21 protein-coding genes are annotated in these 22,227 nt (G+C 64.5%); 5 read left to right on the forward strand and 16 right to left on the reverse strand.

The genetic code is table 11. The features are described from left to right. Nucleotide 1 precedes the first annotated feature (1 nt). The 9 genes from EJ067_RS14295 to EJ067_RS14335 all read right to left on the reverse strand — a co-directional run bounded on the left by EJ067_RS14295 (nt 2) and on the right by EJ067_RS14335 (nt 10,925). On the reverse strand, nt 2-424 hold the full coding sequence (locus EJ067_RS14295) for an NAD(P) transhydrogenase subunit alpha (protein WP_040974911.1): 423 nt from the start codon (nt 422-424) through the stop codon (nt 2-4). After that, the gene (locus EJ067_RS14300; protein WP_126086303.1) at nt 424-1,704 is read right to left on the reverse strand and encodes a Re/Si-specific NAD(P)(+) transhydrogenase subunit alpha; all 1,281 of its coding nucleotides are present in this window, start codon (nt 1,702-1,704) and stop codon (nt 424-426) included. The genes EJ067_RS14295 and EJ067_RS14300 overlap by 1 nt, the downstream gene beginning before the upstream one ends. An 86-nt stretch (nt 1,705-1,790) precedes the next feature. Next, the gene (locus EJ067_RS14305; protein WP_126086304.1) at nt 1,791-2,015 is read right to left on the reverse strand and encodes an aa3-type cytochrome c oxidase subunit IV; all 225 of its coding nucleotides are present in this window, start codon (nt 2,013-2,015) and stop codon (nt 1,791-1,793) included. A 148-nt stretch (nt 2,016-2,163) separates the two neighbouring features. After that, nucleotides 2,164-2,313, reverse strand: a complete 150-nt coding sequence (locus EJ067_RS14310; protein ID WP_082296269.1) for a DUF3096 domain-containing protein — start codon at nt 2,311-2,313, stop codon at nt 2,164-2,166. Nucleotides 2,314-2,459: 146 nt separating this feature from the next. Further along, complete coding sequence (locus tag EJ067_RS14315; protein WP_126086305.1) at nt 2,460-3,221, reverse strand: hypothetical protein; 762 nt, start codon at nt 3,219-3,221, stop codon at nt 2,460-2,462. Between the two features lie 425 nt (nt 3,222-3,646). Further along, nucleotides 3,647-5,962 carry an EAL domain-containing protein gene (locus EJ067_RS14320; protein WP_126086306.1) on the reverse strand — a complete coding sequence of 772 codons (2,316 nt, stop codon included), beginning with the start codon at nt 5,960-5,962 and terminating at the stop codon, nt 3,647-3,649. A gap of 156 nt (nt 5,963-6,118) precedes the next feature. After that, the gene (locus tag EJ067_RS14325) at nt 6,119-9,592 is read right to left on the reverse strand and encodes an indolepyruvate ferredoxin oxidoreductase family protein (protein WP_126086307.1); all 3,474 of its coding nucleotides are present in this window, start codon (nt 9,590-9,592) and stop codon (nt 6,119-6,121) included. A 204-nt stretch (nt 9,593-9,796) separates the two neighbouring features. Then, nucleotides 9,797-10,324 (reverse strand): hypothetical protein, encoded by a 528-nt coding sequence (locus EJ067_RS14330; RefSeq protein ID WP_126086308.1) that lies wholly within the window; start codon nt 10,322-10,324, stop codon nt 9,797-9,799. Then, on the reverse strand, nt 10,317-10,925 hold the full coding sequence (locus tag EJ067_RS14335; RefSeq protein WP_126086309.1) for a CGNR zinc finger domain-containing protein: 609 nt from the start codon (nt 10,923-10,925) through the stop codon (nt 10,317-10,319). The genes EJ067_RS14330 and EJ067_RS14335 overlap by 8 nt, the downstream gene beginning before the upstream one ends. 93 nt (nt 10,926-11,018) lie before the next feature. Here EJ067_RS14335 and EJ067_RS14340 point away from each other — a divergent pair, with 93 nt between their 5' ends. The 4 genes from EJ067_RS14340 to EJ067_RS14355 all read left to right on the forward strand — a co-directional run bounded on the left by EJ067_RS14340 (nt 11,019) and on the right by EJ067_RS14355 (nt 15,536). Further along, entirely contained in the window at nt 11,019-11,924 is a 906-nt protein-coding gene (locus EJ067_RS14340) for a branched-chain amino acid ABC transporter permease (RefSeq protein ID WP_126086310.1), read from the forward strand. Nucleotides 11,925-12,099: 175 nt separating this feature from the next. Continuing rightward, entirely contained in the window at nt 12,100-12,705 is a 606-nt protein-coding gene (locus EJ067_RS14345) for a TRAP transporter small permease subunit (RefSeq protein WP_126086311.1), read from the forward strand. After that, nucleotides 12,705-14,498 (forward strand): TRAP transporter large permease subunit, encoded by a 1,794-nt coding sequence (locus tag EJ067_RS14350; RefSeq protein ID WP_126089618.1) that lies wholly within the window; start codon nt 12,705-12,707, stop codon nt 14,496-14,498. Before EJ067_RS14345 ends, EJ067_RS14350 begins: the two co-directional genes overlap by 1 nt. A gap of 12 nt (nt 14,499-14,510) precedes the next feature. Beyond that, on the forward strand, nt 14,511-15,536 hold the full coding sequence (locus EJ067_RS14355; RefSeq protein WP_126086312.1) for a zinc-dependent alcohol dehydrogenase family protein: 1,026 nt from the start codon (nt 14,511-14,513) through the stop codon (nt 15,534-15,536). Nucleotides 15,537-15,614: 78 nt separating this feature from the next. On the opposite strand, the gene EJ067_RS14360 is transcribed toward EJ067_RS14355, so the two are convergent. Beyond that, nucleotides 15,615-16,721 (reverse strand): TRAP transporter substrate-binding protein, encoded by a 1,107-nt coding sequence (locus EJ067_RS14360; RefSeq protein ID WP_126086313.1) that lies wholly within the window; start codon nt 16,719-16,721, stop codon nt 15,615-15,617. A gap of 270 nt (nt 16,722-16,991) precedes the next feature. Between EJ067_RS14360 and EJ067_RS14365 the strand changes: the two genes are divergently transcribed. Continuing rightward, entirely contained in the window at nt 16,992-17,765 is a 774-nt protein-coding gene (locus tag EJ067_RS14365; RefSeq protein ID WP_126086314.1) for a gamma-glutamyl-gamma-aminobutyrate hydrolase family protein, read from the forward strand. 43 nt (nt 17,766-17,808) lie between these two features. Here the strand turns inward: EJ067_RS14365 and EJ067_RS14370 are convergent, their stop codons facing one another. The 6 genes from EJ067_RS14370 to EJ067_RS14395 all read right to left on the reverse strand — a co-directional run bounded on the left by EJ067_RS14370 (nt 17,809) and on the right by EJ067_RS14395 (nt 22,202). Beyond that, entirely contained in the window at nt 17,809-18,048 is a 240-nt protein-coding gene (locus EJ067_RS14370) for an outer membrane beta-barrel protein (RefSeq protein ID WP_126089619.1), read from the reverse strand. Nucleotides 18,049-18,087: 39 nt separating this feature from the next. After that, entirely contained in the window at nt 18,088-18,459 is a 372-nt protein-coding gene (locus EJ067_RS14375) for a hypothetical protein (protein WP_126089620.1), read from the reverse strand. A gap of 194 nt (nt 18,460-18,653) precedes the next feature. Then, entirely contained in the window at nt 18,654-19,637 is a 984-nt protein-coding gene (locus EJ067_RS14380; protein ID WP_126086315.1) for a 2-hydroxyacid dehydrogenase, read from the reverse strand. Then, on the reverse strand, nt 19,634-20,656 hold the full coding sequence (locus tag EJ067_RS14385; protein ID WP_126086316.1) for a LacI family DNA-binding transcriptional regulator: 1,023 nt from the start codon (nt 20,654-20,656) through the stop codon (nt 19,634-19,636). Before EJ067_RS14385 ends, EJ067_RS14380 begins: the two co-directional genes overlap by 4 nt. A gap of 69 nt (nt 20,657-20,725) precedes the next feature. Next, nucleotides 20,726-21,610, reverse strand: a complete 885-nt coding sequence (locus EJ067_RS14390; RefSeq protein WP_189510613.1) for a DMT family transporter — start codon at nt 21,608-21,610, stop codon at nt 20,726-20,728. A 184-nt stretch (nt 21,611-21,794) separates the two neighbouring features. Next, on the reverse strand, nt 21,795-22,202 hold the full coding sequence (locus EJ067_RS14395; RefSeq protein WP_126086318.1) for a DUF2000 family protein: 408 nt from the start codon (nt 22,200-22,202) through the stop codon (nt 21,795-21,797). Between the last annotated feature and the right edge of the window lie 25 nt (nt 22,203-22,227).

Here is a 22,227-nt window from a genome sequence, read left to right on the forward strand (position 1 = left end):
GTCACTTTTCCTTCTTCTTGTACATGGCCAGCATGCGCTGGGTGACGAGGAAGCCGCCGAAGATGTTGACCGAGACCAGCACCAGGGCGACGAAGCCGAAGCCCGCCGCAAGGCCGGAAGCCGCGATGCCGACGGCAAGCAGCGCGCCGACGACGATGACCGAGGAGATGGCGTTGGTGACGGCCATCAGCGGCGTGTGCAGCGCCGGGGTCACCGACCAGACGACATAATAGCCGACGAAGATCGCCAGCACGAAGATGGCGAAGCGGAAGACGAAGGGGTCGATGGCGCCGCCGGAGAGCGCATGCGCCGCGTTGCCGGCAGCCTCGGCGCCGGCGGGCGCATTGGCCAGATCCTGCACCGCAAGGCGGACGGCGGCGGTCGCCTGATCGAGCTGGTCGAGGGCTTTTTGCAGCTGTTCCATCACGCGGTCCCTTTCGACTTGGACGAGGCCGACTTGGCTGCGGCAGGCTTCTTCGCCGCTGTCTTCTTCGCGACCGGCTTGGTCGAGGCGTCAGCGACAATGATCGTGGCGGGAATGGCCGCCGGTTCGGTGCGCGGCGCCTCCGCCGCCTTGGAGAAGTTCGGATGCACGACCTGGCCGCCATCGGTCAGCATCGTCGCCTTGACCAGTTCGTCGTCGCGCTTGATGGCAAGCTCTTTCGTTGCCTTGTCGACCATCGTCTCGAGGAAGGCGTAGAGGTTCTTGGCATAGAGCAGTGATGCCGAGGCCGCGACGCGGCCAGGCACGTTGAGATGGCCGACGATCTTGACGCCGTTTTCCGTCGTCACGACCTTGCCGGGCACCGCGCCCTCGACATTGCCGCCGCGCTCGACGGCGAGATCGACGATCACCGAGCCCGGCTTCATGGAGGCGACCATGGCCGCGGAGACCAGCTTCGGCGCCGCACGGCCGGGGATCAGCGCCGTGGTGATGACGATGTCCTGCTTGGCGATGTGCTCGGCGGTCAGCGCCGCCTGCTTGGCCTGGTATTCCTTCGACATTTCCTTGGCGTAGCCGCCGGCGGTCTCGGCCGCCTTGAACTCCTCGTCCTCGACCGCCAGGAACTTGGCGCCGAGCGACTGCACCTGCTCCTTCACCGCCGGGCGCACGTCCGTGGCGGTGACGACGGCGCCGAGGCGGCGCGCGGTGGCGATCGCCTGCAGGCCGGCGACGCCGACGCCCATGATGAAGGTTTTGGCCGCCGGCACGGTGCCGGCCGCCGTCATCATCATCGGCAGCGCCCGGTCATATTCGGCGGCCGCGTCGACCACCGCCTGGTAGCCGGCGAGATTGGCCTGCGAGGACAGCACGTCCATCACCTGCGCGCGGGTGATGCGCGGCATGAATTCCATGGAAAACGCGGTGACGCCGGCCTTGGCCATCGCGGCGAGCGCTGCGTCGTTGCCGTAGGGATCCATGATGGCGATGACGGCGGCGCCGGGCTTGTAGCCCTTCAGCTCCGCATCCGTCGGCCGGCGCACTTTCAGCACCACGTCGGCTTTCGACGCGTCGGCAGCCTTGCCGATCGCGGCACCCGCAGCGGCGAAATCCTGGTCGGTGATGCGGGAGCCGAGGCCGGCGCCCTTCTCGACGATCACCCCGAAGCCCAGGCCCACCAGCCGTTTCACCGTTTCCGGCGAGGCAGCGACGCGCGGCTCGTTGGCGTCAAGCTCACGAGGGATGAATACCGTCTGCCCCACCGCATGATCCTTTCGGCTGGAACCTTGCTGCACAAGGCGTCGGCCGGGACTCCCGGCAGGACGTCGAACGCAATGGCTTGGAAAGTCTACCGCAGAATGAAATAGCCGACGGCCATGATCACGATGAACAGGATAGTGGCCGAGAAGAAGCCGCCCGCGAAGAAGCCGAAGGCCATGGCGAGCAGGATGGCGGCGCAGACGAGCGAGCCGTATTTGGCGAGCGAGAGGAACGCCTTGTAGGTGCGATCATGCTCGGCATAGTCCATCTGCGCACCCAGTTCGACAGGACCGGTCGGCGTGTGATCAGCCATAGGAATACCCCTTCGAAAATGCCTTCGAGGCACATAGCGAAAAGCCGGAGCAAGAGCAATGGCGCTATTGCCGCACGGCCAGCGACAACAGCCTCAAATGAAAGTTGAAATTGGGACGGACGTTGCCGCTACGCAGGATCCCGCGATTTCAGCCGGCCAAGTGAGGAAACAGGCCGAGCAGACCGACGACGATCAGGTAGAGCGCGACGATGTAGTTGAGCAGGCGCGGCATCACCAGGATCAATATGCCGGCGATCAGCGAGATCAGGGGCGTGAGCGCAAGCGAGTGGATGGTCACGATCGTATTCCTTCCCATGAACAACCCGACATGAGCCCGGGGCGAAGCGCCTGTTGGGCAGAATTGCGGCGGCGCCCGATCGCGGCGCCGCTACTTATAACGGCAAAGTTGCAGGAAAGGTCCATTGTGCGCGGAGGACGCCCTTTTCAGGCGGCGTCGCGATAGTATTTCGCCGTCGGCACGATGGAGAGCGGCGTCAGTCGGTTGATGGCCGGATTGGCGAACATCATCCGCTGTTCCACCGCCGTCGACTTGAAGAACGGGAACCGCTCGAGCGTCTGGCGCAGATTCTCGCCGCAGGGGATTTCGAACAAGGCGATCGGCGCAAGAACGCCGGGAAACACCTTGCCCTCGGTCCGCTGCACGGCATGGAAGATGCGGGCGTAGTAAGCGGAATGCTCGACCTTGACCGGCGTGAGCACCGCGGTCTGGCCAAAATAGCTGGAAGCCACCATGCCTAGCCTGAGCGTCAGGAAAGGCAGGACCCCCGGCGCGGGCGCGCTGTCCGCATCGGTTGCGAAGCGGGTTCCGTCGATGAAGCTCTCGCCGCGGGCAAGCCGCTCGGCCAGGATTTCCGGATAGGCGTCGACGGAGGGCGAATAGGGGTGCTCGCGGGAAATGTAGTGGAGCCGCAGCGTGCTGACCAAGTGGCCGTCGAAATAAACGCCGAAGCGATAGGAATTCGGCAGATTGTCCCAGCGATCCTCGAACATCCCGCTGGCGATCGGACCGCACATGCCCGAGCGCAGGTAGGAGTGATAGCGAAGGCGGTAGATCGCCTCCAGATCCTCGCCCCCCGTGATGAGACGATAGTCGACATGCTCCAGCAATTGCATGATCGAACGGTTCAGCGCCGACCCAGCGTTCGCGCCGGCGCCAGCCTGCGCATCGTTTCTCGCAGCATCCATCCTCAAGTCCTCGTATCCGCCTATGAATAGGCTATTCGAGTTGAAATGGGACACAAGCCGAAAATTCGATCCCGCTGATTTACCCTTCGTTAACCTTAACAATCGGGCGAACTGCTGCCGACGGCGTTGCGTTGAAGAAGCACACCAGGCGTCCGGATCTAAGCTCGTGCCTTTGCTATGAATTACGCCATCAATTCGGTAATATTGAACGATGCGTTGATTCATGCTTCTGATGGAGAAATCCGTATGTCAAAATATTTGGACCTATACAGATTTAAACTCGAAACGTTATGAATCCTTCACATAAAATTATTCCATAACTTGCAGAAATGAAATTTCATGAAAGCTTGCGTTTTTGCTCGATGACTGCATGGTCCAAGCAACCCGTATCATAGATACAGGTAATCGAAAATATATAGTTGCGACTATCTGGCCGTCCGCTTGGCCGCGAGACGCAGGTCCGCGGCGAACGGCCAGGTGACGTTCGACATCGTCTCGATGCCGGACGCGCTGAGCGCGGCGCCGAAGAGGAAACCTTGCACGAGGTCCGGCTTGACCGAACGCACCAGTATCTTCAGCTGCTCGAAGGTCTCGACCCCTTCGATGGTGACGACCAGGCCCAGCGTCCGGGTCAGGCCGACGATGCCCTTCAGAAGGTCGAGCGACTTGGGGCTCTGGGTCACGTCGATCAGGAAGGAACGGTCGATCTTGATCTTGTCGAGCGGCAGCTTGTGCAGGTAGCTGAGGCTGGAATAGCCGGTGCCGAAGTCGTCGAGCGCGATGCGGACGCCCAGGGTCTTGAGCTCTTCGATCAACTCGCGGGTCAGCGATTTGTCGTCGAGCAAGGCGGTCTCGGTGACCTCGATCTCGAGGCGGTGCGGCGCAAGGCCCGACGCAGCCAGGGCGTCGCGCACCTTCTGCACGACGTCTCGGTTGCGGAAATCCTTGGCCGAGAGGTTGATCGAGACGCTGGTCTGCGCCGGCCATTTGGCGCATTCGGCGCAGGCAGCCTGCAGCACGAAGGCGCTGATCTCGGAGATGATGCCCATCTCCTCGGCCAGCGGAATGAAGACACTTGGCGAAATCGGGCCGAGATCGGGATGGTCCCAGCGGCAGAGCGCCTCGCAGCTGGCGATGCGCATGGTGCTCATCGACACGATCGGCTGGTAGACGACGCGCAGCTCCCTGGCCTGAACGGCGCTGCGCAGATCGGCCTTCATCAGCTGTCGGTTGCGGAAGGCGGCATCCATCGAAGCCTCGAACAGCCGCCAGCTGTTCTTGCCGAGTTCCTTGGCCTTGTAGAGCGCGAGGTCCGCCTTGACGATCATGGCGTCGACATCGGTGTCCTTGACCCGGGACAATACCGCGCCGCCGCTGGCCTGGATGCGCAGGCCGTGGCCGGCGACGTCGACCTCGCCTTGCAAATCCGCGAAGATCTCGTCGAGCAGGCCGCCCAGATGGCTCTCGTCCTCGATGCGGTCGAAATAGACCATGAACTCGTCGCCGCCGAAACGGCTGACATTGATGCCGGGCCCGGCGATCGCCGCCAGGCGCTCGGCCACGGCATAGATCAAGCCGTCGCCGACGGGATGGCCGAGCGTGTCGTTGACGCTCTTGAAATCGTCGAGGTCGAGCACCGCCAGGCCGCAGAGCCGGTCGCGGTCGCCAGAAGCCATGGCCCCGCCGGCCAGCTCGTGGAAGTAGGCGCGGTTCGGCAGACCGGTGAGGTTGTCGTAGCGCGCCATGAAACGGATCTTTTCCTCGGCCTCGACGCGGGCCGTCACATCCTCGAAGGTGACGACGCCGAGTTCCTGGCTGCCTTCGCGCGCGGAGAATTCGTAGTGCTGGCCGTTGGCGAGCGACACCAGCACCTTGCGGTCCCGGCCCTCGCGCAGGGCGCGCGTCAGTTGCGCTTCGATGTAGCGGCAGTCCTTCGGCGCCAGCATGCCGCCGGCGACGCCGCGCATCAGCAGGCCGTGGATCGAGCGCCCGAGCAGCGCGTCGGCCGATTTCAGCGACATCAGATGGGCGGCCTCGGCATTGGCGACGGCGACGCGTCCGTCCGGGCCGAGCATGACCAGGCCGTGCGACATGGTGTTGAGCGCGCGGTCGAACCTGCGCGTCAGGTTCCTCGCCTGCTTGTGGCCGATAACCGCCGAGAACAGCACGTTGCGGACATGATCGGCGCCGGTGATGGTGATGAACGTCATCGGGATGATCATCAGGCCGAGGACGACGGACGGCGCGTCCATGCGCAGCAGGAGCGCAAGCGCCGCCGGACCGATGAAGGTCACGGAAAAGATCCGCACCATGCGCGGCGACCCGTAGTTGCGGGCGACGACGGTGACCAGCGTCGCCAGGGTCAGCGACATCGCCGCCAGCTCGGCGAAGGGATCGGGATAGACATAGATCGACACGAAGCACAGCGCGCCCAGTCCGAGGCCCTGGAGGCAGCCCTTGAGGATGTAGCTGCGCTCCAATCGCTGCGCGTGTTCGACATCGGCAATCACGCCGCCGGTCTTGAGGAAATCGCGAATGCCGAAGTAACGGATAAGGCTGACGGAAAGCAGAGCAAAAGAAAACGCCAGGAACAAGGGATCGTGCGTGCGCAGATAGATCATCAACCCGAGGATCCAGTAGCACGCACCACCGATCAACAACATGTGCGCGTTGTCGAACAACGAGCGCACAAATTGGATATAAACATCCGCGGGGATGCTTTCGGTCTTTGTTTTGCCCATAGGGTCGGCCCAACGCTAAGCCTTGTCATGACACAACCGCCTTAAGAAAGGCTTAGAACAGGACCGGCTTAAGCAAACGCTTCGGCTCGCCCGCGTGCCAAAGGCGCAAGGATCCGGGCCGATCTGAGAAAGCTTCGGGCAATCGGTTTGGCGCAATCACTCGGCGGCGCTGAGGACCGGCACCGGCGCGGCCTCACTCAGCCGCTGCAGCAGCCTCGAGCGCTCCTCAGCCGCCCTTGCGGCGCTGGCCTGCCGGACATGACCGTAGCCGCGGACGAGCGCCGGCACGGACGCCAGCGCCGCGGCGGCGTCGATCCTGCCCGGCGCAAGTGCTGTGGCAATCAGGTCGAGATCGGCCTCGTATTGCGCAAGCAGCTGCCGCTCGGCGCGGCGTTCGGCGGTGCGGCCGAACACGTCGAACAGAGTGCCGCGCAGGCCTTTCATGGCGGCCAGCAGGCGAAATGCCTTCATCATCCACGGGCCAAAGCCCGATTTCCTTGGGCGACCGTCATTGCCGCGCCGCCCGAGGATCGGCGGCGCGAGATGGAATTCCAGCCTCTCGTAGCTCTGGAACTGCCTGGCGAGATCGGCTGCGAAGGCGCCATCGGTATAGAGCCGCGCCACCTCATACTCGTCCTTGATCGCCATCAGCTTGAACAGGTTCTTGGCGGCAGCCTCGGTCACGGCCGTCGAGCCGGGAAGCGCCTTCGCCTCGGCGGCACGCAGCGCGGCGATCCTGCCGGCATAGCGCTTGCCGTAGGCCGCGTTCTGATAGGCGGTCAGGAACGCGACGCGCCGGGCGATGATGTCGTCGAGCGTCTCGGCTGGCGCCGACGCCGGCTTGCCGGTACGGCCGACCAGGCCGCGCACGAAATCCGGCTGGTGCGCGGCGCGACGGCCCCAGCGGAAGGCGGCGATGTTCATCGCCACCGCTTCGCCGTTCAATTCGATCGCCTTTTCAACGGCTTCGGCCGAGAGCGGCAGCCCGCCATGCTGGAAGGCGAAGCCGAGCATGAACATGTTGGCGCCAAGCGAATTGCCGAACAGCGCCGTCGCCGTGCGGGTGGCGTCGAAGAAGTGGGCCTTGTCGTCGCCGGCGGCGGCACGGATCGCCTTCTTGAGCCGCTCGACCGGCAGCGAGAAATCGGCCGAACGGGTGAATTCGCCAGGCATGATTTCGGCGGTGTTGGCGAGGAACATGGTGTGGCCCTCGCGCACAGCGGCGAGCACTTTCTTGGCGCCGGAGACGACGAGATCGCAGCCGAGCACGAGGTCGGCCTTGCCGGCCGAAACGCGGATGGCGTGGATGTCCTCGGGCGTCGGGGCAATGCGGACATGGGTGAAGACCGAGCCGCCCTTCTGGGCAAGGCCCGCCATGTCGATCATGCCGCAGCCCTTGCCTTCGAGATGAGCTGCCATGCCGAGCACCGCGCCGATGGTGACGACGCCGGTGCCGCCGACGCCGTCGATGATCGCCGCCCAGCCCTCCGCGCCGAGCGGAAATTCGATGGGCTCCGGCACGCCGTCGAGCGGGTCGCTCTTGCCGGCAATGCCTTCGGCCTTCCTGATCTTGCCGCCGTGCACCGTCACGAAAGAGGGGCAGAAGCCGTTGATGCAAGAAAAATCCTTGTTGCAGCTCGACTGGTCGATCCGGCGCTTGCGGCCGAATTCGGTCTCGACCGGCTGGATCGAAACGCAGTTCGATTGAACGCCGCAATCGCCGCAGCCTTCGCAGACCAGCTCGTTGATGAAGACGCGCTTGTCCGGGTCGGGGAAGGTGCCGCGCTTGCGGCGGCGGCGCTTCTCCGCGGCGCAGGTCTGGTCGTAGAAAAGCACCGAGATGCCTTTCACGCCACGCAATTCGCGCTGGACGAGGTCGAGGTCGTCGCGGTGATGGATGGTGGCGCCGGCCGGGAAATCCGCCTTGCCGACATATTTGTCCGGCTCGTCGGTGACGACGGCGATGCGCTCGACGCCCTCGGCGCGCACCTGCCTGGCGATCATATCCACCGTCAGGCCGCCTTCATGCGGCTGGCCGCCGGTCATGGCGACCGCGTCGTTGTAGAGGATCTTGTAGGTGATGTTGGCATCGCTCGACAGCGCGAAGCGGATCGCCAGCAGGCCGGAATGGTTGTAGGTGCCGTCGCCGAGATTCTGGAAGATATGATCGCGCCTGGAGAACGGCGCCTGGCCGACCCATTGCGCGCCCTCGCCGCCCATCGCGGTAAAACCGACCGTGTTCCGGTCCATCCACAGCGCCATGAAGTGGCAGCCGATGCCGGCGGCGGCGAGCGAGCCCTCCGGCACCTTGGTCGAGGAATTGTGCGGGCAGCCGGAGCAGAAGAAAGGCGTGCGCGAACCGATGTCGACGGTGTCGGCAAGCATCGCCTGGAACTGGCGCAGTTTCGCCACCCGCGCCGCGATCTCCTCCGAGGGGCCGATGGTGCGCAGGATCCGCTCGCCGAGCGCGATCGCGATCTCGTTCGGGTCGAGCGCGCCCTTGGCCGGAAACAGCCAGTCGCCGCGCTCGTCCTTCTTGCCGACGATGGCCGGCTGGATGGCGGAGCCGTAGAGGTTCTCGCGCAATTGCACCTCGATCAGCGAGCGCTTCTCCTCGACGACGACGATGGTGTCGAGGCCGCGGGCGAAGTCGGCGATATGCTGATAATCGAGCGGCCAGGGGCAGCCGACCTTGAACAGGCGGATGCCGATGCGGTTGGCGGCCTTCTCGTCGATGCCGATATCCTCGAGCGCCTGGCGGACATCGAGATAGCTCTTGCCGATGGTGATGATGCCGAGCTTCGGGTTGCGGCCGCCGGAATAGACGACGCGGTTCAACCCATTGGCCTGGATGAAGGCGGAAGCGGCGGCGCGCTTGTGCTCATGCAGCCGCTCCTCCTGCCCGAGCATGTCGATCTCGTGGCGGATGTTGAGGCCGCCGGGCGGCATGTCGAAGTCGGGGATGACGATCCCCAGCCGCTCGATCGAGGCGTCGACCGAGGCCGTCGATTCGATGTTGTCCTTGACGCATTTGATCGCCGCCCAGGTGCCGGCGAAGCGCGACATGGCAAAGCCGTAGAGACCGTAGTCGATGATCTCCTGGACGCCGGCGGGGTTGAGGATCGGCACCATGGTGTCGACGAACAGGAATTCGGTGGCGTGCGCGTTGGTCGAGGATTCGGCCATGTGGTCGTCGCCCATCAGGGCGAGAACGCCGCCGTTTCTCGACGAGCCGGCAAGGTTGGCGTGGCGGAACACGTCGCCGGAGCGGTCGACGCCCGGCCCCTTGCCGTACCAGACCGCAAAGACGCCGTCATGCGTGCCTTCGCCGAGCAGCTCGGTCTGCTGCGAACCCCAGCAGGCGGTGGCGGCGAGCTCCTCGTTGAGGCCCGGCTGGAAGACGATGTCGGCCTGGGCAAGCTGCCGCTTCGCTCTCCACAGCTGCATGTCGAGGCCGCCGAGCGGCGAGCCGCGATAGCCCGAGACGAAGCCGGCGGTGTTGAGGCCGGCGCGGCGGTCGCGCTCGCGCTGCATAAGAAGCATGCGCACGACGGCCTGCGCCCCGGACAGGAAAACGCGCTCCTTGCCAAGGTCGAACTTGTCGTCGAGCGCGACGTCATGCAGCGTCATCAGGCATTTCCTCTGCGGAGGCACGCCTGAGGCGGCCAACGTCGGAGTGGGAGGCCGCAGTCTTTCTTCCCTTGCGGGAGAGGTCAAACAAAATCGCAGAGGCCAGAGCCGACGCAACAAACGGTCCGATTGGGAGCGGCCGGCGCATTCAAGACCATGCTAAAAGCCTTACCGCGCACGAAAATTTCGAGCGGCCGGCGCGCTTCACACGGCCTTGGAGCAATCCGGCTTGGGCGCATCGGGCAGCTTGCCGTCGGGATGACCGGCAAGGTCCGGGTTGAGCTCGTAATTCGGGCCGATCACCAGCGGCCGGTCCGGCAGCATGGTCTGGTCCTCCGACGAGGTCATCGTCGTGTCGATGCTCTGGAGCAGTGTGCCGCTGGAATCCTCGATGCGGATCGAGACAGAATAGGGCTTGTCCTTGACGACGCAGGTGAGCGGCGGGCTGGTCAGGGTGATGTGCGGAAGCTTTGGCCAGATCTTCTGGTTGACGACGATCGGATCGCCGCCGGCCGGATTCTGGAAATTGACCACGGCAACCTGTCCCTCGCCCATGGGCCGCAGCGGCCTCAGCGTGATGACGTAGGTGGCGATGCCGAGCCGGTAGTTGAATTCGAACAGCTTGCCGGAAATGGCGAAGAGCTGCTCCTTGCCGGTATCGCGGCAGGCTCCGAGCACCGTGGCGGCGATCAGCGCCGCACCGAGAGCGATCGAACGGAATTTTCTAGGCATTGGTGACCTCCCTGGCCGCCGTGCGGCGGCGGTAGTAGCGGTTCGCCTTCTGGCGATTGCCGCAGACGGCCATGTCGCACCAGAGGCGACTGGAGTTGCGGCTGCGGTCGACGAAGAGCCAGCTGCAATTCGGACAGATCCTGAGCCGCGCAACAGTTTCGTCGCGCAACAGCGAAAGCGCCGAGACGGCCAAAGCCGCCTCGAAGGCGATCGGCGTCGCCGGATCGCCGAACGGCCGACCCGGCGCAGCGATTTCTGTGCTGCTGCCGGAGAGGCCGCCGGCGCAGGCCGTCAGGAAATCCGGAAGATGGGCGGCGGCGATCGCGCCTTTCGCAATGGCGTGGCGGAACAGGCGGTCGGTCGCCTCGCGGATCGACAGCACGACCGGGGCGATGCCGCCCGGTTCCGGCGCCTCCAGCCGCCGGCCGCCGAGCTCGGCGGCGCGGAAGCCGCTCGCCGCCTCGGCAAAGCGGGCGATCTCGGCCGGATCGTCGAAACGGTCGAACGTCCTTTCCGGATCGTTGCGCAGCACGACGGTGTTCGCCGTATCGAGCGCAAGGATGCCGCCGGTGAAGCGGTGCGGGGTCCAGGATACCGTCATGCCAGAAATCTAACCGATAAAACGTATTTGACAAGTTAGATTCCGGGTGCAACCTTCCCAACGGGCCCAGGTCGCACGGCCCGGGGATGCTCGATGCTCTATTTCTATCAGCAGGTGCTCAACGGGCTGCATTCCGGCGCGCTCTATGCGCTGCTCGCCTTCGGCTATGTGCTGACCAACGGCATCCTGCACCGCACCAACCTTGCCTATGGCGCGCTGTTCGCCTTTTGCGGCCACACCATGATCCTGGCCGCCGCCTTCGGCTACCAAGCGCTGTGGCTGACGCTCGCCGCCTCGGTCGCGCTCGGCATCGTCGCCGCCCTGCTTTATGCTGTGCTCGTCAGCCAGGCGCTGTCGCGAAGCGTGTTCGAGAGGCTGGCGGACCGGTCGCCCAATGCCATCGTGGTGACGACCCTCGGCATCCTGCTGTTCCTGTCGGAAGCAAGCCGTATCGCCGCCGACACCCATGATCTGTGGCTGCCGCCGATGCTCGCCCAACCCGTCATCTTCGCCCAGGGCGCCAGCTTCAAGGTGACGCTCACGGTCATCCAGCTTATGGACTGCGCGGCGGTGGTGGCGGTGGTGGCGCTGGCGGCCTGGACGTTTTCGCATTCGCGCTTCGGCCGCGCCTGGCGTGCCGTGTCCGACGATCCGAAGGCGGCGGCGATGTGCGGCATCGACGTGCGCGCCGTGTTCCGCCGCGCGGTGCTCTATAGCGGGTTCTGCGCGGCTTTTGCCGGCGTGCTCGCCGGCCTCTATTACGGCAACATCAGCTTCGGCACCGGCCTCGTCTATGGCCTCAAGATCCTGTTCGTGACGGCTGTCGGCGGCTACATGTCGCCGCTCAAGGCGGCCCTTGGCGCCGCAGCCTTCGGCATGGCCGAATCGCTCTGGGCCGGCTATTTCCCGATCGAATGGCGCGATGGCTGGATCTATCTCTTCCTCGTCGCCATGCTGGTGCTGATCGGCGCCGGCCGCGACCAGTCCAAGGTCGCCTGAATCCCATAGACTTTGGTTGCATGACCCGCGGTGAGCTGGCGGCTTTCCACCGCCGCCGCCGTTTGTCGCGCCCCGTCATGTTGACCTATCGGACCACGCACTGCATACCCTTGGGCCAAGCGGTGCGACACCGGATGGGGGAATCGGGCGCGCCGCATGATCAGGGAGGACATGCATGGCAGGGCTGCTCGCTCTATCCAGGACGATCGACCGCATCAATGAGTTCATCGGCCGCTGGGTCTCATGGCTGATCCTGCTGGCGATCCTTGTGAGCGCCGGCAACGCCGTCATCCGCAAGACGTTCGACATCTCCTCCAATGCCTGGCTCGAACTGCAGTGGTACCTGTTCGGCGCCGCCTTCATGCTGGCGGCCGCCTACACTCTGAAGCAGAACGACCATATCCGCATCGACATCGTCTACGGCATGTTTTCCCGCCGCGTGCAGCACTGGATCGACCTTCTCGGCCACCTCCTCTTCCTGATGCCGTTCGTGGTGCTGATGGTGATCTATTTCGTGCCTTACGTGTCGCTATCCTTCCGCAGCGGCGAGATGTCGACCAATGCCGGCGGGCTTATCGTATGGCCGGCAAAGGCAATCCTGCTCACCGGCTTCTTCCTGCTGGCCATCCAGGGCGTCTCCGAAATCATCAAGAAGATCGCCATCATGAGCGGCCATATGGACGATCCCAACCCCTTCATATCGGCGCATGACCAGGCAAAGCTCGAGGCCGAGGCGCTGGCCGAGGAAGCCAAGGCCCTTTCCGGCGAGGTGCGCTCGTGATCGAATTCATCGCGCAGAACATGGCGCCGATCATGTTCGCCTCGCTGATCATCTTCCTTTTGATCGGCTACCCCGTCGCCTTCTCGCTCGCCGCGAACGGCCTGTTGTTCTTCTTCATCGGCGTGCTCCTGTCGCCGTATTCGGGGGGATCGATCAACCTCGCCTGGCCGCTGCTGCATGCGCTGCCGGACAATTTCTACGGCACCAGGGTGATGTCGAACGACACGCTGCTGGCCATTCCGTTCTTCACATTCATGGGCATTGTTCTCGAACGATCCGGCATGGCCGAGGACCTGCTCGACACGGTTGGACAGCTCTTCGGCCCGATCCGCGGCGGGCTCGCCTATGCGGTGATCTTCGTCGGCGCGCTGCTTGCCGCGACGACTGGCGTGGTGGCGGCTTCCGTTATCGCCATGGGGCTGATCTCGCTGCCGATCATGCTGCGCTACGGCTACGACCGGCGCCTCGCCTCGGGCGTGATCGCGGCTTCCGGCACGCTGGCCCAGATCATCCCGCCCTCGCTGGTGCTGATCGTGCTGGCAGACCAGCTCGGCCGCTCGGTGGGCGACATGTATGCGGGCGCGCTGATCCCCGGACTGGTGCTCACCGGCATCTACATGCTCTACATTCTGATCACGTCGATCATCCGGCCGAACGCGATGCCGGCATTGCCGCTCGAAGCCCGCACGCTCGGCCGCGGCGTGATCTCGCTGATCGTGGCGCTGCTGGCTACGGGTGCGATATCCTATGCCGCCTACCGCTATCTCGAACCTGCCCATGGCGACAATGCCGACATCCTCGGCGCCGCCGTCGGCGTGATCGTCATCTACATCGTGGCGATCGCCGACCAGCGGCTCGGGATCAACGTCATGTCCAAGCTGGCGCAGCAGGTGGTGATCGTGCTGATCCCGCCGCTGGCGCTGATCTTCCTGGTGCTCGGCACCATCTTCCTCGGCATCGCCACGCCGACCGAAGGCGGCGCGATGGGTTCGGTCGGCGCACTGATCATGGCCGCGGCAAAGGGGCGGCTGTCGTTCGACGTCATCAAGCAGGCGCTCGCCTCGACGACCAGACTCTCCTCCTTCGTGCTGTTCATCCTGATCGGCGCGCGGGTCTTCTCGCTCACCTTCTACGGCGTCAACGGCCATATCTGGGTCGAGCATCTCCTGGTCTCGTTGCCGGGCGGCGAGACCGGCTTCCTGATCGGGGTCAACATCCTGGTCTTCCTGCTCGCCTTCTTTCTCGATTTCTTCGAGCTCGCCTTCATCATCGTGCCGCTCCTGGCGCCGGCCGCCGACAAGCTCGGCATCGACCTGATCTGGTTCGGCGTGCTGCTCGGCGTCAACATGCAGACCAGCTTCATGCATCCGCCCTTCGGCTTCGCGCTGTTCTACTTGCGCTCGGTCGCGGCGCGCGTGCCCTATCTCGACCGCATCACCGGCAAGCAGATCGCGCCGGTCACCACCGGCCAGATCTACTGGGGCGCCGTGCCCTTCGTCTGCATCCAGGTGATCATGATCGCGCTGACCATCGCCTTCCCGCAAATGGTGATGCGCTACAAGGGCGCCGCCGTCGAGCCCAGCACGATAGACCTGAAGCTGCCGGAGATGCCGGGACTGGCGCCGCTCGGCACGCCGCCGGCCGACAATGGTGCGGCGCCCGCCAATGGCGGCGCCGCACCGGCTGCACCCGGCACGACGGACCTGTCGCAGCCGCCGAATTTCGGCGACACGGCGCCAGCCAAGCCGGCCGCGCCGGCGCCCGATCTTTCGAAGCCGCCGAGCTTCAATTGAGGTGACCGCGCCATGAAAGCAGTCCGGCTGGAAGCAATCGGCGGCATCGCGCTTCGCGATGTCGCCAAACCCGCGCCGGGTCCGGAAGACGTTCTCGTGCGGATCGAGGCCTGCGGCGTCTGCGGCACCGACCGCCACCTGTTCCATGGCGAGTTCCCGTCAAAGCCGCCGGTCACGCTCGGCCACGAATTCTGCGGCATCGTCGAGGCGGTCGGCGAGGCCGTCGCCGATATCGCCGTCGGCGACCGCGTCACAGGCGACCCCAATATTTCCTGCGGGCGCTGCAGCCACTGCCGCGCCGGCCGCGTCAATTTGTGCAGCAACCTCAGGGCCATCGGCATCCATCGGGACGGCGGTTTCGCCGACTATGTCGTGATGCCGCAAAGCCAGGCCTTCCTGCTGCCCGCCGATCTCAAGCCGACGCATGGCGCCTTCTGCGAGCCGCTGGCCTGCTGCCTGCATGGCATCGATCTCGCCGCCATCAGACCCGGCGCCTCGGTGGTGGTGCTGGGCGGCGGCGTCATCGGCCTGCTCACGGTGCAGCTGGCGAAGCTCGCGGGCGCGGCGACCATCATCCTGTCGACCAGGCAGGCCTCGCGCCGGGCGCTGGCCGAAGAGCTCGGCGCTACGGCCACGGTCGATCCCAGCGCCGTCGATCCCATCGAGGCCATCGCCGGAAAGGCCGGCCTGGTGCCGGGCGGCGTCGACGTGGTGCTCGAATGCGCGGGCGTCCCGGACACCGTCGAGCAATCGATGCGGCTGGCCAAGTCCGGCGGTACGGTGGTGATCGTCGGCGTGATGCCGCAAGGGCAGAAGGTGGCCTTCGAGCCGTTCGACGTCCTGTTCCGCGAGCTGAAGGTTCTCGGTTCCTTCATCAACCCCTTCACGCATCGCCGCGCCGCCGACCTTGTCGCATCGGGCGCGATCGAAATCGACAAGCTGATTTCGAGGCAAGTGCCCCTAGAAGAGGCGTCGCGCGTGATCTCGAATCCGGCGGCTCCCGGTGAGGTCAAGGTGCTGGTCGTGCCGAACGGCTGAAGCAGCGTCCGCTACCGGCGCAAACGAAGAGACCCCGGACAAGCCGGGGTCTCCCAGATCGAACTTCGATGAAAACGCCTACAGCTTGCCGTTGCGCTGCTGGACCATCATGAAGGTGTCGTAATTGTACTCGGCCACCTGGGCCCAGAGATAGTGCTCCTTGCGGAAGCCCTTGATCGAGTCCCAGATTTTCTTGAACGGCGCGTTCGAGGCTTCCATCTCGGCGTAAACCTCGTTCGCCTTCTCGAAGCAGGCGGCCATGATCTCCTGGCTGAACGGCTGCAACTTGGCGCCGCCGGCCACCAGCCGCTTCACCGCCGCCGGATTGAGGAAATCGTATTTCTGCAGCATGTTGGCGTCGGCCGCCTGGGCAGCGGTGCGCACCAGCGACTTGTAGGCCGGCGAAAGCTCCTCGTACTTGGCCTTGTTGAACATCAGATGCACGGTCGGGCCGCCTTCCCACCAGCCGGGATAGTAGTAGTAGGGCGCGACCTTGTAGAAGCCGAGCTTCTCGTCGTCATAAGGGCCGACCCATTCGGCGGCGTCGATAGTGCCCTTTTCCAGCGCCGGGTAGATGTCGCCGCCGGCGATCTGCTGCGGCACGACGCCGAGCTTCTGCACCACCTTGCCGGCGAAGCCGCCGATGCGCATCTTGAGGCCGGAAAGATCGGCCACGGTATTGATCTGCTTGCGGAACCAGCCGCCCATCTGCACGCCGGTGTTGCCGCCAGGCAGGCCGAACAGCCCTTGCGTGGCCAGGAACTCGTTGAACAGGTCGATACCGCCGCCATGGTAGTGCCAGGCATTTATTCCGCGCGCGTTGAGCGAGAACGGCACCGCGGCGCCCAGCGCCCAGGTCGGGTCCTTGCCCCAATAATAGTATGCCACCGTGTGGCAGGCCTCGACCGTGCCGGCGGCGGTGGCGTCAGCCGCCTGCAGGCCGGGCACCAGCTCGCCCGACGCAAAGACCTGGACCTGGAAATTCCCGTCGGTCGCTTCCGACAGCATTTTTGAGAAGACTTCCGCGCCGCCGTAGATCGTGTCCAGCGATTTCGGGAAGGACGATGCCAGCCGCCAGGTCACTTTCGGATTGGATTGGGCTATTGCCGGCGCGGCAAGCGCGGCGGCCGCCGCGACGCCGACGCCGGACGCACCGGCCTTGCGGATGAATGAACGACGATCCATTAAGTTTCCTCCCTTGCGGATCCACTGACCGACATTCGGGACATCCTCGGCGCCCGGATCGGTTGGGGAAGAAACATACACAGGCAAGAGGTCGAGTCCAGCATCGCGACCAAAGTTCCAGCCGTTCCGGCGCTGCCTGCAACTATAGTCTAACGCACCCTGTTTCCTGGCCCATGCGAGGCAGCGAAACTTGCCATGGCAAAGCGCCGTCGGATCGCCTATTTTGTAGGCAGAATAATTCGTTAGCTCTCAATGGAAACCGTATCCAAAATGCAGCAGCCGCTCGTTGCCGTCTCGACAGATGTCCGCCAGTTCGACAACTACACCTGGCACGCCGCGCCGCAGCAATATATCGAGGCGGCGATCGCCGGCGCCGGCGTGTTCCCGCTGCTGGTGCCGTCCTTCGGCGACCGGCTGGATTTCGACGAACTGCTGTCCTCGGTCGACGGCGTCATGGTCACGGGTTCGAAATCCAATGTGCATCCTGTGCTCTATGGCGGCGATGCCAGCGAGGCCAACGGCCCCTACGATCCGGCGCGCGACTCGACCACGCTGCCGCTGATCCGCAAGGCGATCGAGCGCGGCGTGCCGCTGCTCGCCATCTGCCGCGGCATCCAGGAACTCAACGTGGCGCTGGGCGGCACGCTGGGCACCGAGATCCAGGAGCGCGAGGGCTCGCTCGATCACCGCGCGCCGGTGAGCGACAATCAGGACGAGCGTTTCGGCATCCACCAGACGATTTCGATCAAGCCCGGTAGCTGCCTCGCCGGCGTGTTCGGCGCCGGCGAGATCAAGGTCAATTCGCTGCATCGCCAGGCGATCGACCGGCTCGGATCGAAACTGCAGGTCGAGGCGGTCGCCACCGACGGCACGATCGAGGCGGTCTCGGTGAAGGATGCCCGCGCTTTTGCAGTCGGCGTCCAATGGCACCCGGAATATTGGGTGAAATCGGACAGCAACTCAGCCAAGATCTTCCGCGCCTTCGGCGATGCCGTGCGCCTGCACGCGGCGGCAAAAAGCGGCGCCCGCGCCGCAGCGGAATAGACGATAGCGGCGCCCCCGGCGCCGCCTTCGCAATCAGCCGATATCAGAACTTGTAGCTGAAGCCCACGCGGACAGCTTGTGTTGTCACGTCGGTCGGATAGAGGAAGGTGCCGTCGGTCGCCGGATTGTCGGTGAACTTGCCGAAATCGCTGTAGCGATATTCGACACGCGTCGTCCAATTCTGCGTGAATGCGTATTCAACGCCGGCGCCCAGTGTCCATCCCGCTTTTGTATGGGACGAACTGTCCGTCGTGACGCCGTCGTTCGGGCACTTGGAGGATATTTTCCTACCTGAAGTTGCAGAAAGATCACGGCTTGACGGTTAGTTGTCGTTGCTCAGGGCCAGCAGCGGCGCGACAGGTGCGTAGGATTCGTAGCCGTCGCCATCGGCGACGCTGAAAGTGACGATCGGGTCGATGCCGTTCTCGCTGAAAGCCACCGTGCCGTCGGCCTGCTCGCGCCAGAACTTCGCGCGCTCGATGCCGGGCAGAAGCTTGCGGCAGTTCGTAGCGACGGAGAGTAGCGACACGCCGTGCGACACCTCGGCGCCGCGCCTGACAGCGCAGGCCGCTTCATCGCCATTGGCCGTCAGACGAAAGCTGTCGGATGATGTTGTCTCGCTGGCGATGCTTTCGCCGCTGCCGCCATGGAAGAGCTGGACGCCGCCGGCCAGCGCGGCAACCGCCATGCACATGTAAAGGACCTTCACGCCGTCTCTCCGTAGCTTCGAAACGCGCGCTGGCGCTTCGGAATTTACCCCCATGCCCAAGGCCTGAACCGCACGCGGCTTCGATTCATGCATAACGAAGTATGCATAGTGTTTCCAAAGCGTTAAGCGCGCGTTAAACAGTTAAGTTAAACAGTTAATAAGTGTGGCAGTCCGCTTGGTCAGCTTCTCGGCCTGACCTGCGCGGTCTCCGGCACCGGGGTCAGCGGCCGGCGCTCGCCGAACCAGGAGATGAGATTGTCGACGCACAGATCCGCCATGGCCCGGCGGGTATGGTCCGATGCCGAGCCGACATGCGGCAGGAGCGAGGCGTTGGGCGCGTCGAGCAGCGCCTTGGGCACGTTCGGTTCGTCGGCAAAGACATCGAGCCCGGCGGCGGCGATGGTGCCCTTGTCGAGGGCGGCGACGAGAGCCGCCTCGTCCACCGTGCTGCCGCGGCCGATATTGACGAAGACGCCGTTCGGGCCCAGCGCCGACAGGATTTCCGCATTGATGGCCTTTTCCGTCGCGGCACCGCCGGGAGCTATGCAAATCAGCGTATCGACCGCTTCGGCCAGACCCTTCAGCGTGACATGGTATTCGTAGGACAGGCCTTCGACCTTGCGGCGGTTGTGATAGGCGATCGGCAGGCCGAAGGCCTCGAGGCGATGCGCGACGGCAAGGCCGATGCGGCCCATGCCGAAGATACCGATGCGGCGGCCACGCAAAGTGAGCCGGCTCAGAGGATAGTTGCCCCTATTCACCCAGTCGCCGTCGCGCAGCCATTTCTCGGCGTTGTAGAGCTCGCGCACGGTGTTGATCAGGAGGCCGATCGTGGTGTCGGCGACCTCTTCGGTCAGCACGTCCGGCGTGTTGGTGACCATGACGCCGCGCGTGGCCGCGTGGCGGGCATCGACCGAATCGTAGCCGACGCCGAAATTGGCGATGATCTCGAGGTTGGGCAGCGCGTCGATCATGGCCGCGCTGATGCCGCCGAAGGAGGCGATGCCGCGCACGGCTTGCCGCATCTCGCCGGTGACGAGGGACGGATCGGCGCGCTCGATCCACACGCGCCGGAACGCCTTGTCGATGCGGCCGATCGCATGGTCGTTGAATTGCCCCGGCACCAGGATGGAGGTCGGGGAATTTGCCTCGGCTCTGGTCATTGACGCTCCACCGGCTTGCCGGTGGACTGGCGCACGTGCAGCTCCGGCTTGATCAGTTCTTGCGAGGGCCGCACGGCCTGCCCGTTCAGCTTGTCGAGCAGCGCGCTGGCGGCACGGCGGCCGACCTCGCGCTGGCCGTTCCAGACCGTCGTCAATGCCGGCGTCGCTATCGCAGCCTCCTCCAGGTCGTCGTAACCGGTGACGGAGATATCGACACCCGGCACCAGGCCGGCGCGCGCGATGCCGTTCATCAGCCCGATCGCAACCAGATCATTCCAGCAGCAGGCGGCGGTCGGCTTGTCTTTCAGCGCCAGAAACTGTCCTGCGGCCTCGAATCCGGCCTGCTTGGTGCGCGGCCCGGGAATGCGCCAGGACGGCCTGACTTCCAGCCCGGCCGCCTCCATGGCGTTGACATAGCCCTGATAGCGGTCGCGGCCCGTGGACGTCTGGTCGGTGCCGCCGATCATGGCGATGCGCTTGTGGCCGAGCGAGATCAGATGGTTGGTGGCAAGCGCCGTGCCATAGGCGTCGTCGCCGCGGAAGACCGGCACGTCGGCGCCGGCGACCGTGCGCGCGATCAGGACCGCCGGCAGGCCGTTTTCCTCGGCCATGATGATGTCCTCGGCGGGCGTGCCGATGGCTGGCGACATGATGACGCCGTCGGCGCCGAGCTGCAGCAGCGTGTCGATGAAGGTGCGCTGCTTCTCCAGCTGATCGTAATGGTTGGACAGGATGAAGGTCTGGCGGCTGCGGTCGAGCTCGCTTTCGATTGAGCGCAGGATCTCGGCGAAGAACGGGTTCATGATGTCGTGCACGACGACGCCGACGATGCCGGAGCGCGAGGTGCGCAGCGAAGCCGCCCGGCGATTGTAGATATAGCCGATGGCGCGTGCGTGTTCCTTGATGCGCTCGCGCGTCGAGCCGGCCACCAGTGGGCTGTCGCGCAGCGCTAGCGATACCGTTGCCGTGGATACGCCGAGCGCGTCCGCGATGGTCGAAAGCTTGATCTTCTGTGCCAGTGCCCTTCGCTCCCCAGGGTCTCTTTAAATTTTTTAAATGCGGCCTTATGCCACCGGTTTTGGAGCAAATCAAAGTTTTTTAGCGAGCGTTTCGGCTTCCGTGTCCAACGAGGCGGAATTGCGCAGGCGAAGCCTGTGCTCGCGGTGGATGATGTAGAGGCCGCTGGCGACGATGATGGCAGCACCGAGCAGCGTCCAGCGGTCGGGAAGCTGATGGAAGATCAGCCAGCCGGAAATCACCATCCACACCATCTGCGAATACGGATAGGGCGCCAGCGCCGTCGTCGTCGCCAGGCGATAGGCCTGGACCAGCAGCCAATGGCCGCCGGCGCCGAACACGCCCAGCATCAAAAGGATCACCCAGTGCCAGCCATCCTGCGGCAGCGCATGCGAGAGAGGCAGCAGCGGCACAAGCAGCACCGCCGGCGCCAGGGCGGAAAACAATATCAGGCTCTCCGACGTTTCGCTGGCGGACATGCGCCGGGTCATGATGACGTAAAAGGAGTTCGACAGCATCGAGCCGAGCGCGAAGAGATGGCCTATGCCGAAGACGCCGACGCCGGGCCGGGTGATGATCAAAACGCCGACGAAACCGGTGAGGATCGCCAGCCAGCGTCGCCAGCCGGCCCATTCTCCAAGCAGCGGACCGGCCAAAGCGGTGATCACCATCGGACCGAAGAAATAGATCGAGGTGGTTTCGGCGAGCTGGAGCGTGCGCAGCGCCAGGATGTTGAACATGGTCGAGCCGAAAAGAAGGCATCCGCGAAGGATGTGCGCCGGCAGGTTGTTGGCGCGGAAGCGCGACGGCTCGCGCCAGCCGCGCAAAAAGACGCCGACCAGCAGCACATGAACGGTAAAGCGCGCCCAGGCGACGATCAGCGCCGAGACGCCGGCAAGCACCAGATATTTGCTCGAGGTGTCGAGAAAGGTGAAGCAGACGTAGACGCAGAGCATCAAGAGCATCGCCGCGGGCGGCGTTGCGCTGTCGTCTGGGGTTCGGGAAGCAGACAAATTCAGGCCGGGAGGAAGCGAAGGCGGACACGCCACCTTTGCGGCAACCAAAGCGTGCCGGCAAGCCAATTATGGGGCGTGGCCGGACCGAAAGAAGCCGCTGCAACAACAACCACGGCTTTGCTGCTCAGGCGTGCATGCGGGCGCCCTTGGTGATCTTGTCGACCAGCTTCTTTTCGGCGCGCAGCGCGATGCCGACCATCTTGGCATCGTCGGGCGCGAATTCGGCGAAGACGGCGCGGTTGGCCACGTCATGGCCGGTCGCGAACATTTCCTCGACATAAGCCGATGTCGTCACCCCGCGCTCCAGGGCCCGGCAGCGGATCGCGGCAAGCGTCGGCCCGTCCGCCGAAAGCACGATCACAGGCTGGATCGAGAGCGGGTTGAAGAGATTGCCGGCGCGGTCGCGATAGGGTTCGCCGATGATTTGAGGGAATTGCGCGACGATGCCGCTGGTCAGGAACGCGGTGACGTTGAGCTTCTGCCAGACGGCGAGGTCTTCCTTGAGCACGATTGCAAATTTCGTGTCGAACACCAAAATGTCTCTCCGAGAGGTAGCC

Origin of the sequence: Mesorhizobium sp. M1D.F.Ca.ET.043.01.1.1, assembly GCF_003952385.1 — a bacterium.
Taxonomy (GTDB): Bacteria; Pseudomonadota; Alphaproteobacteria; order Rhizobiales; family Rhizobiaceae; genus Mesorhizobium.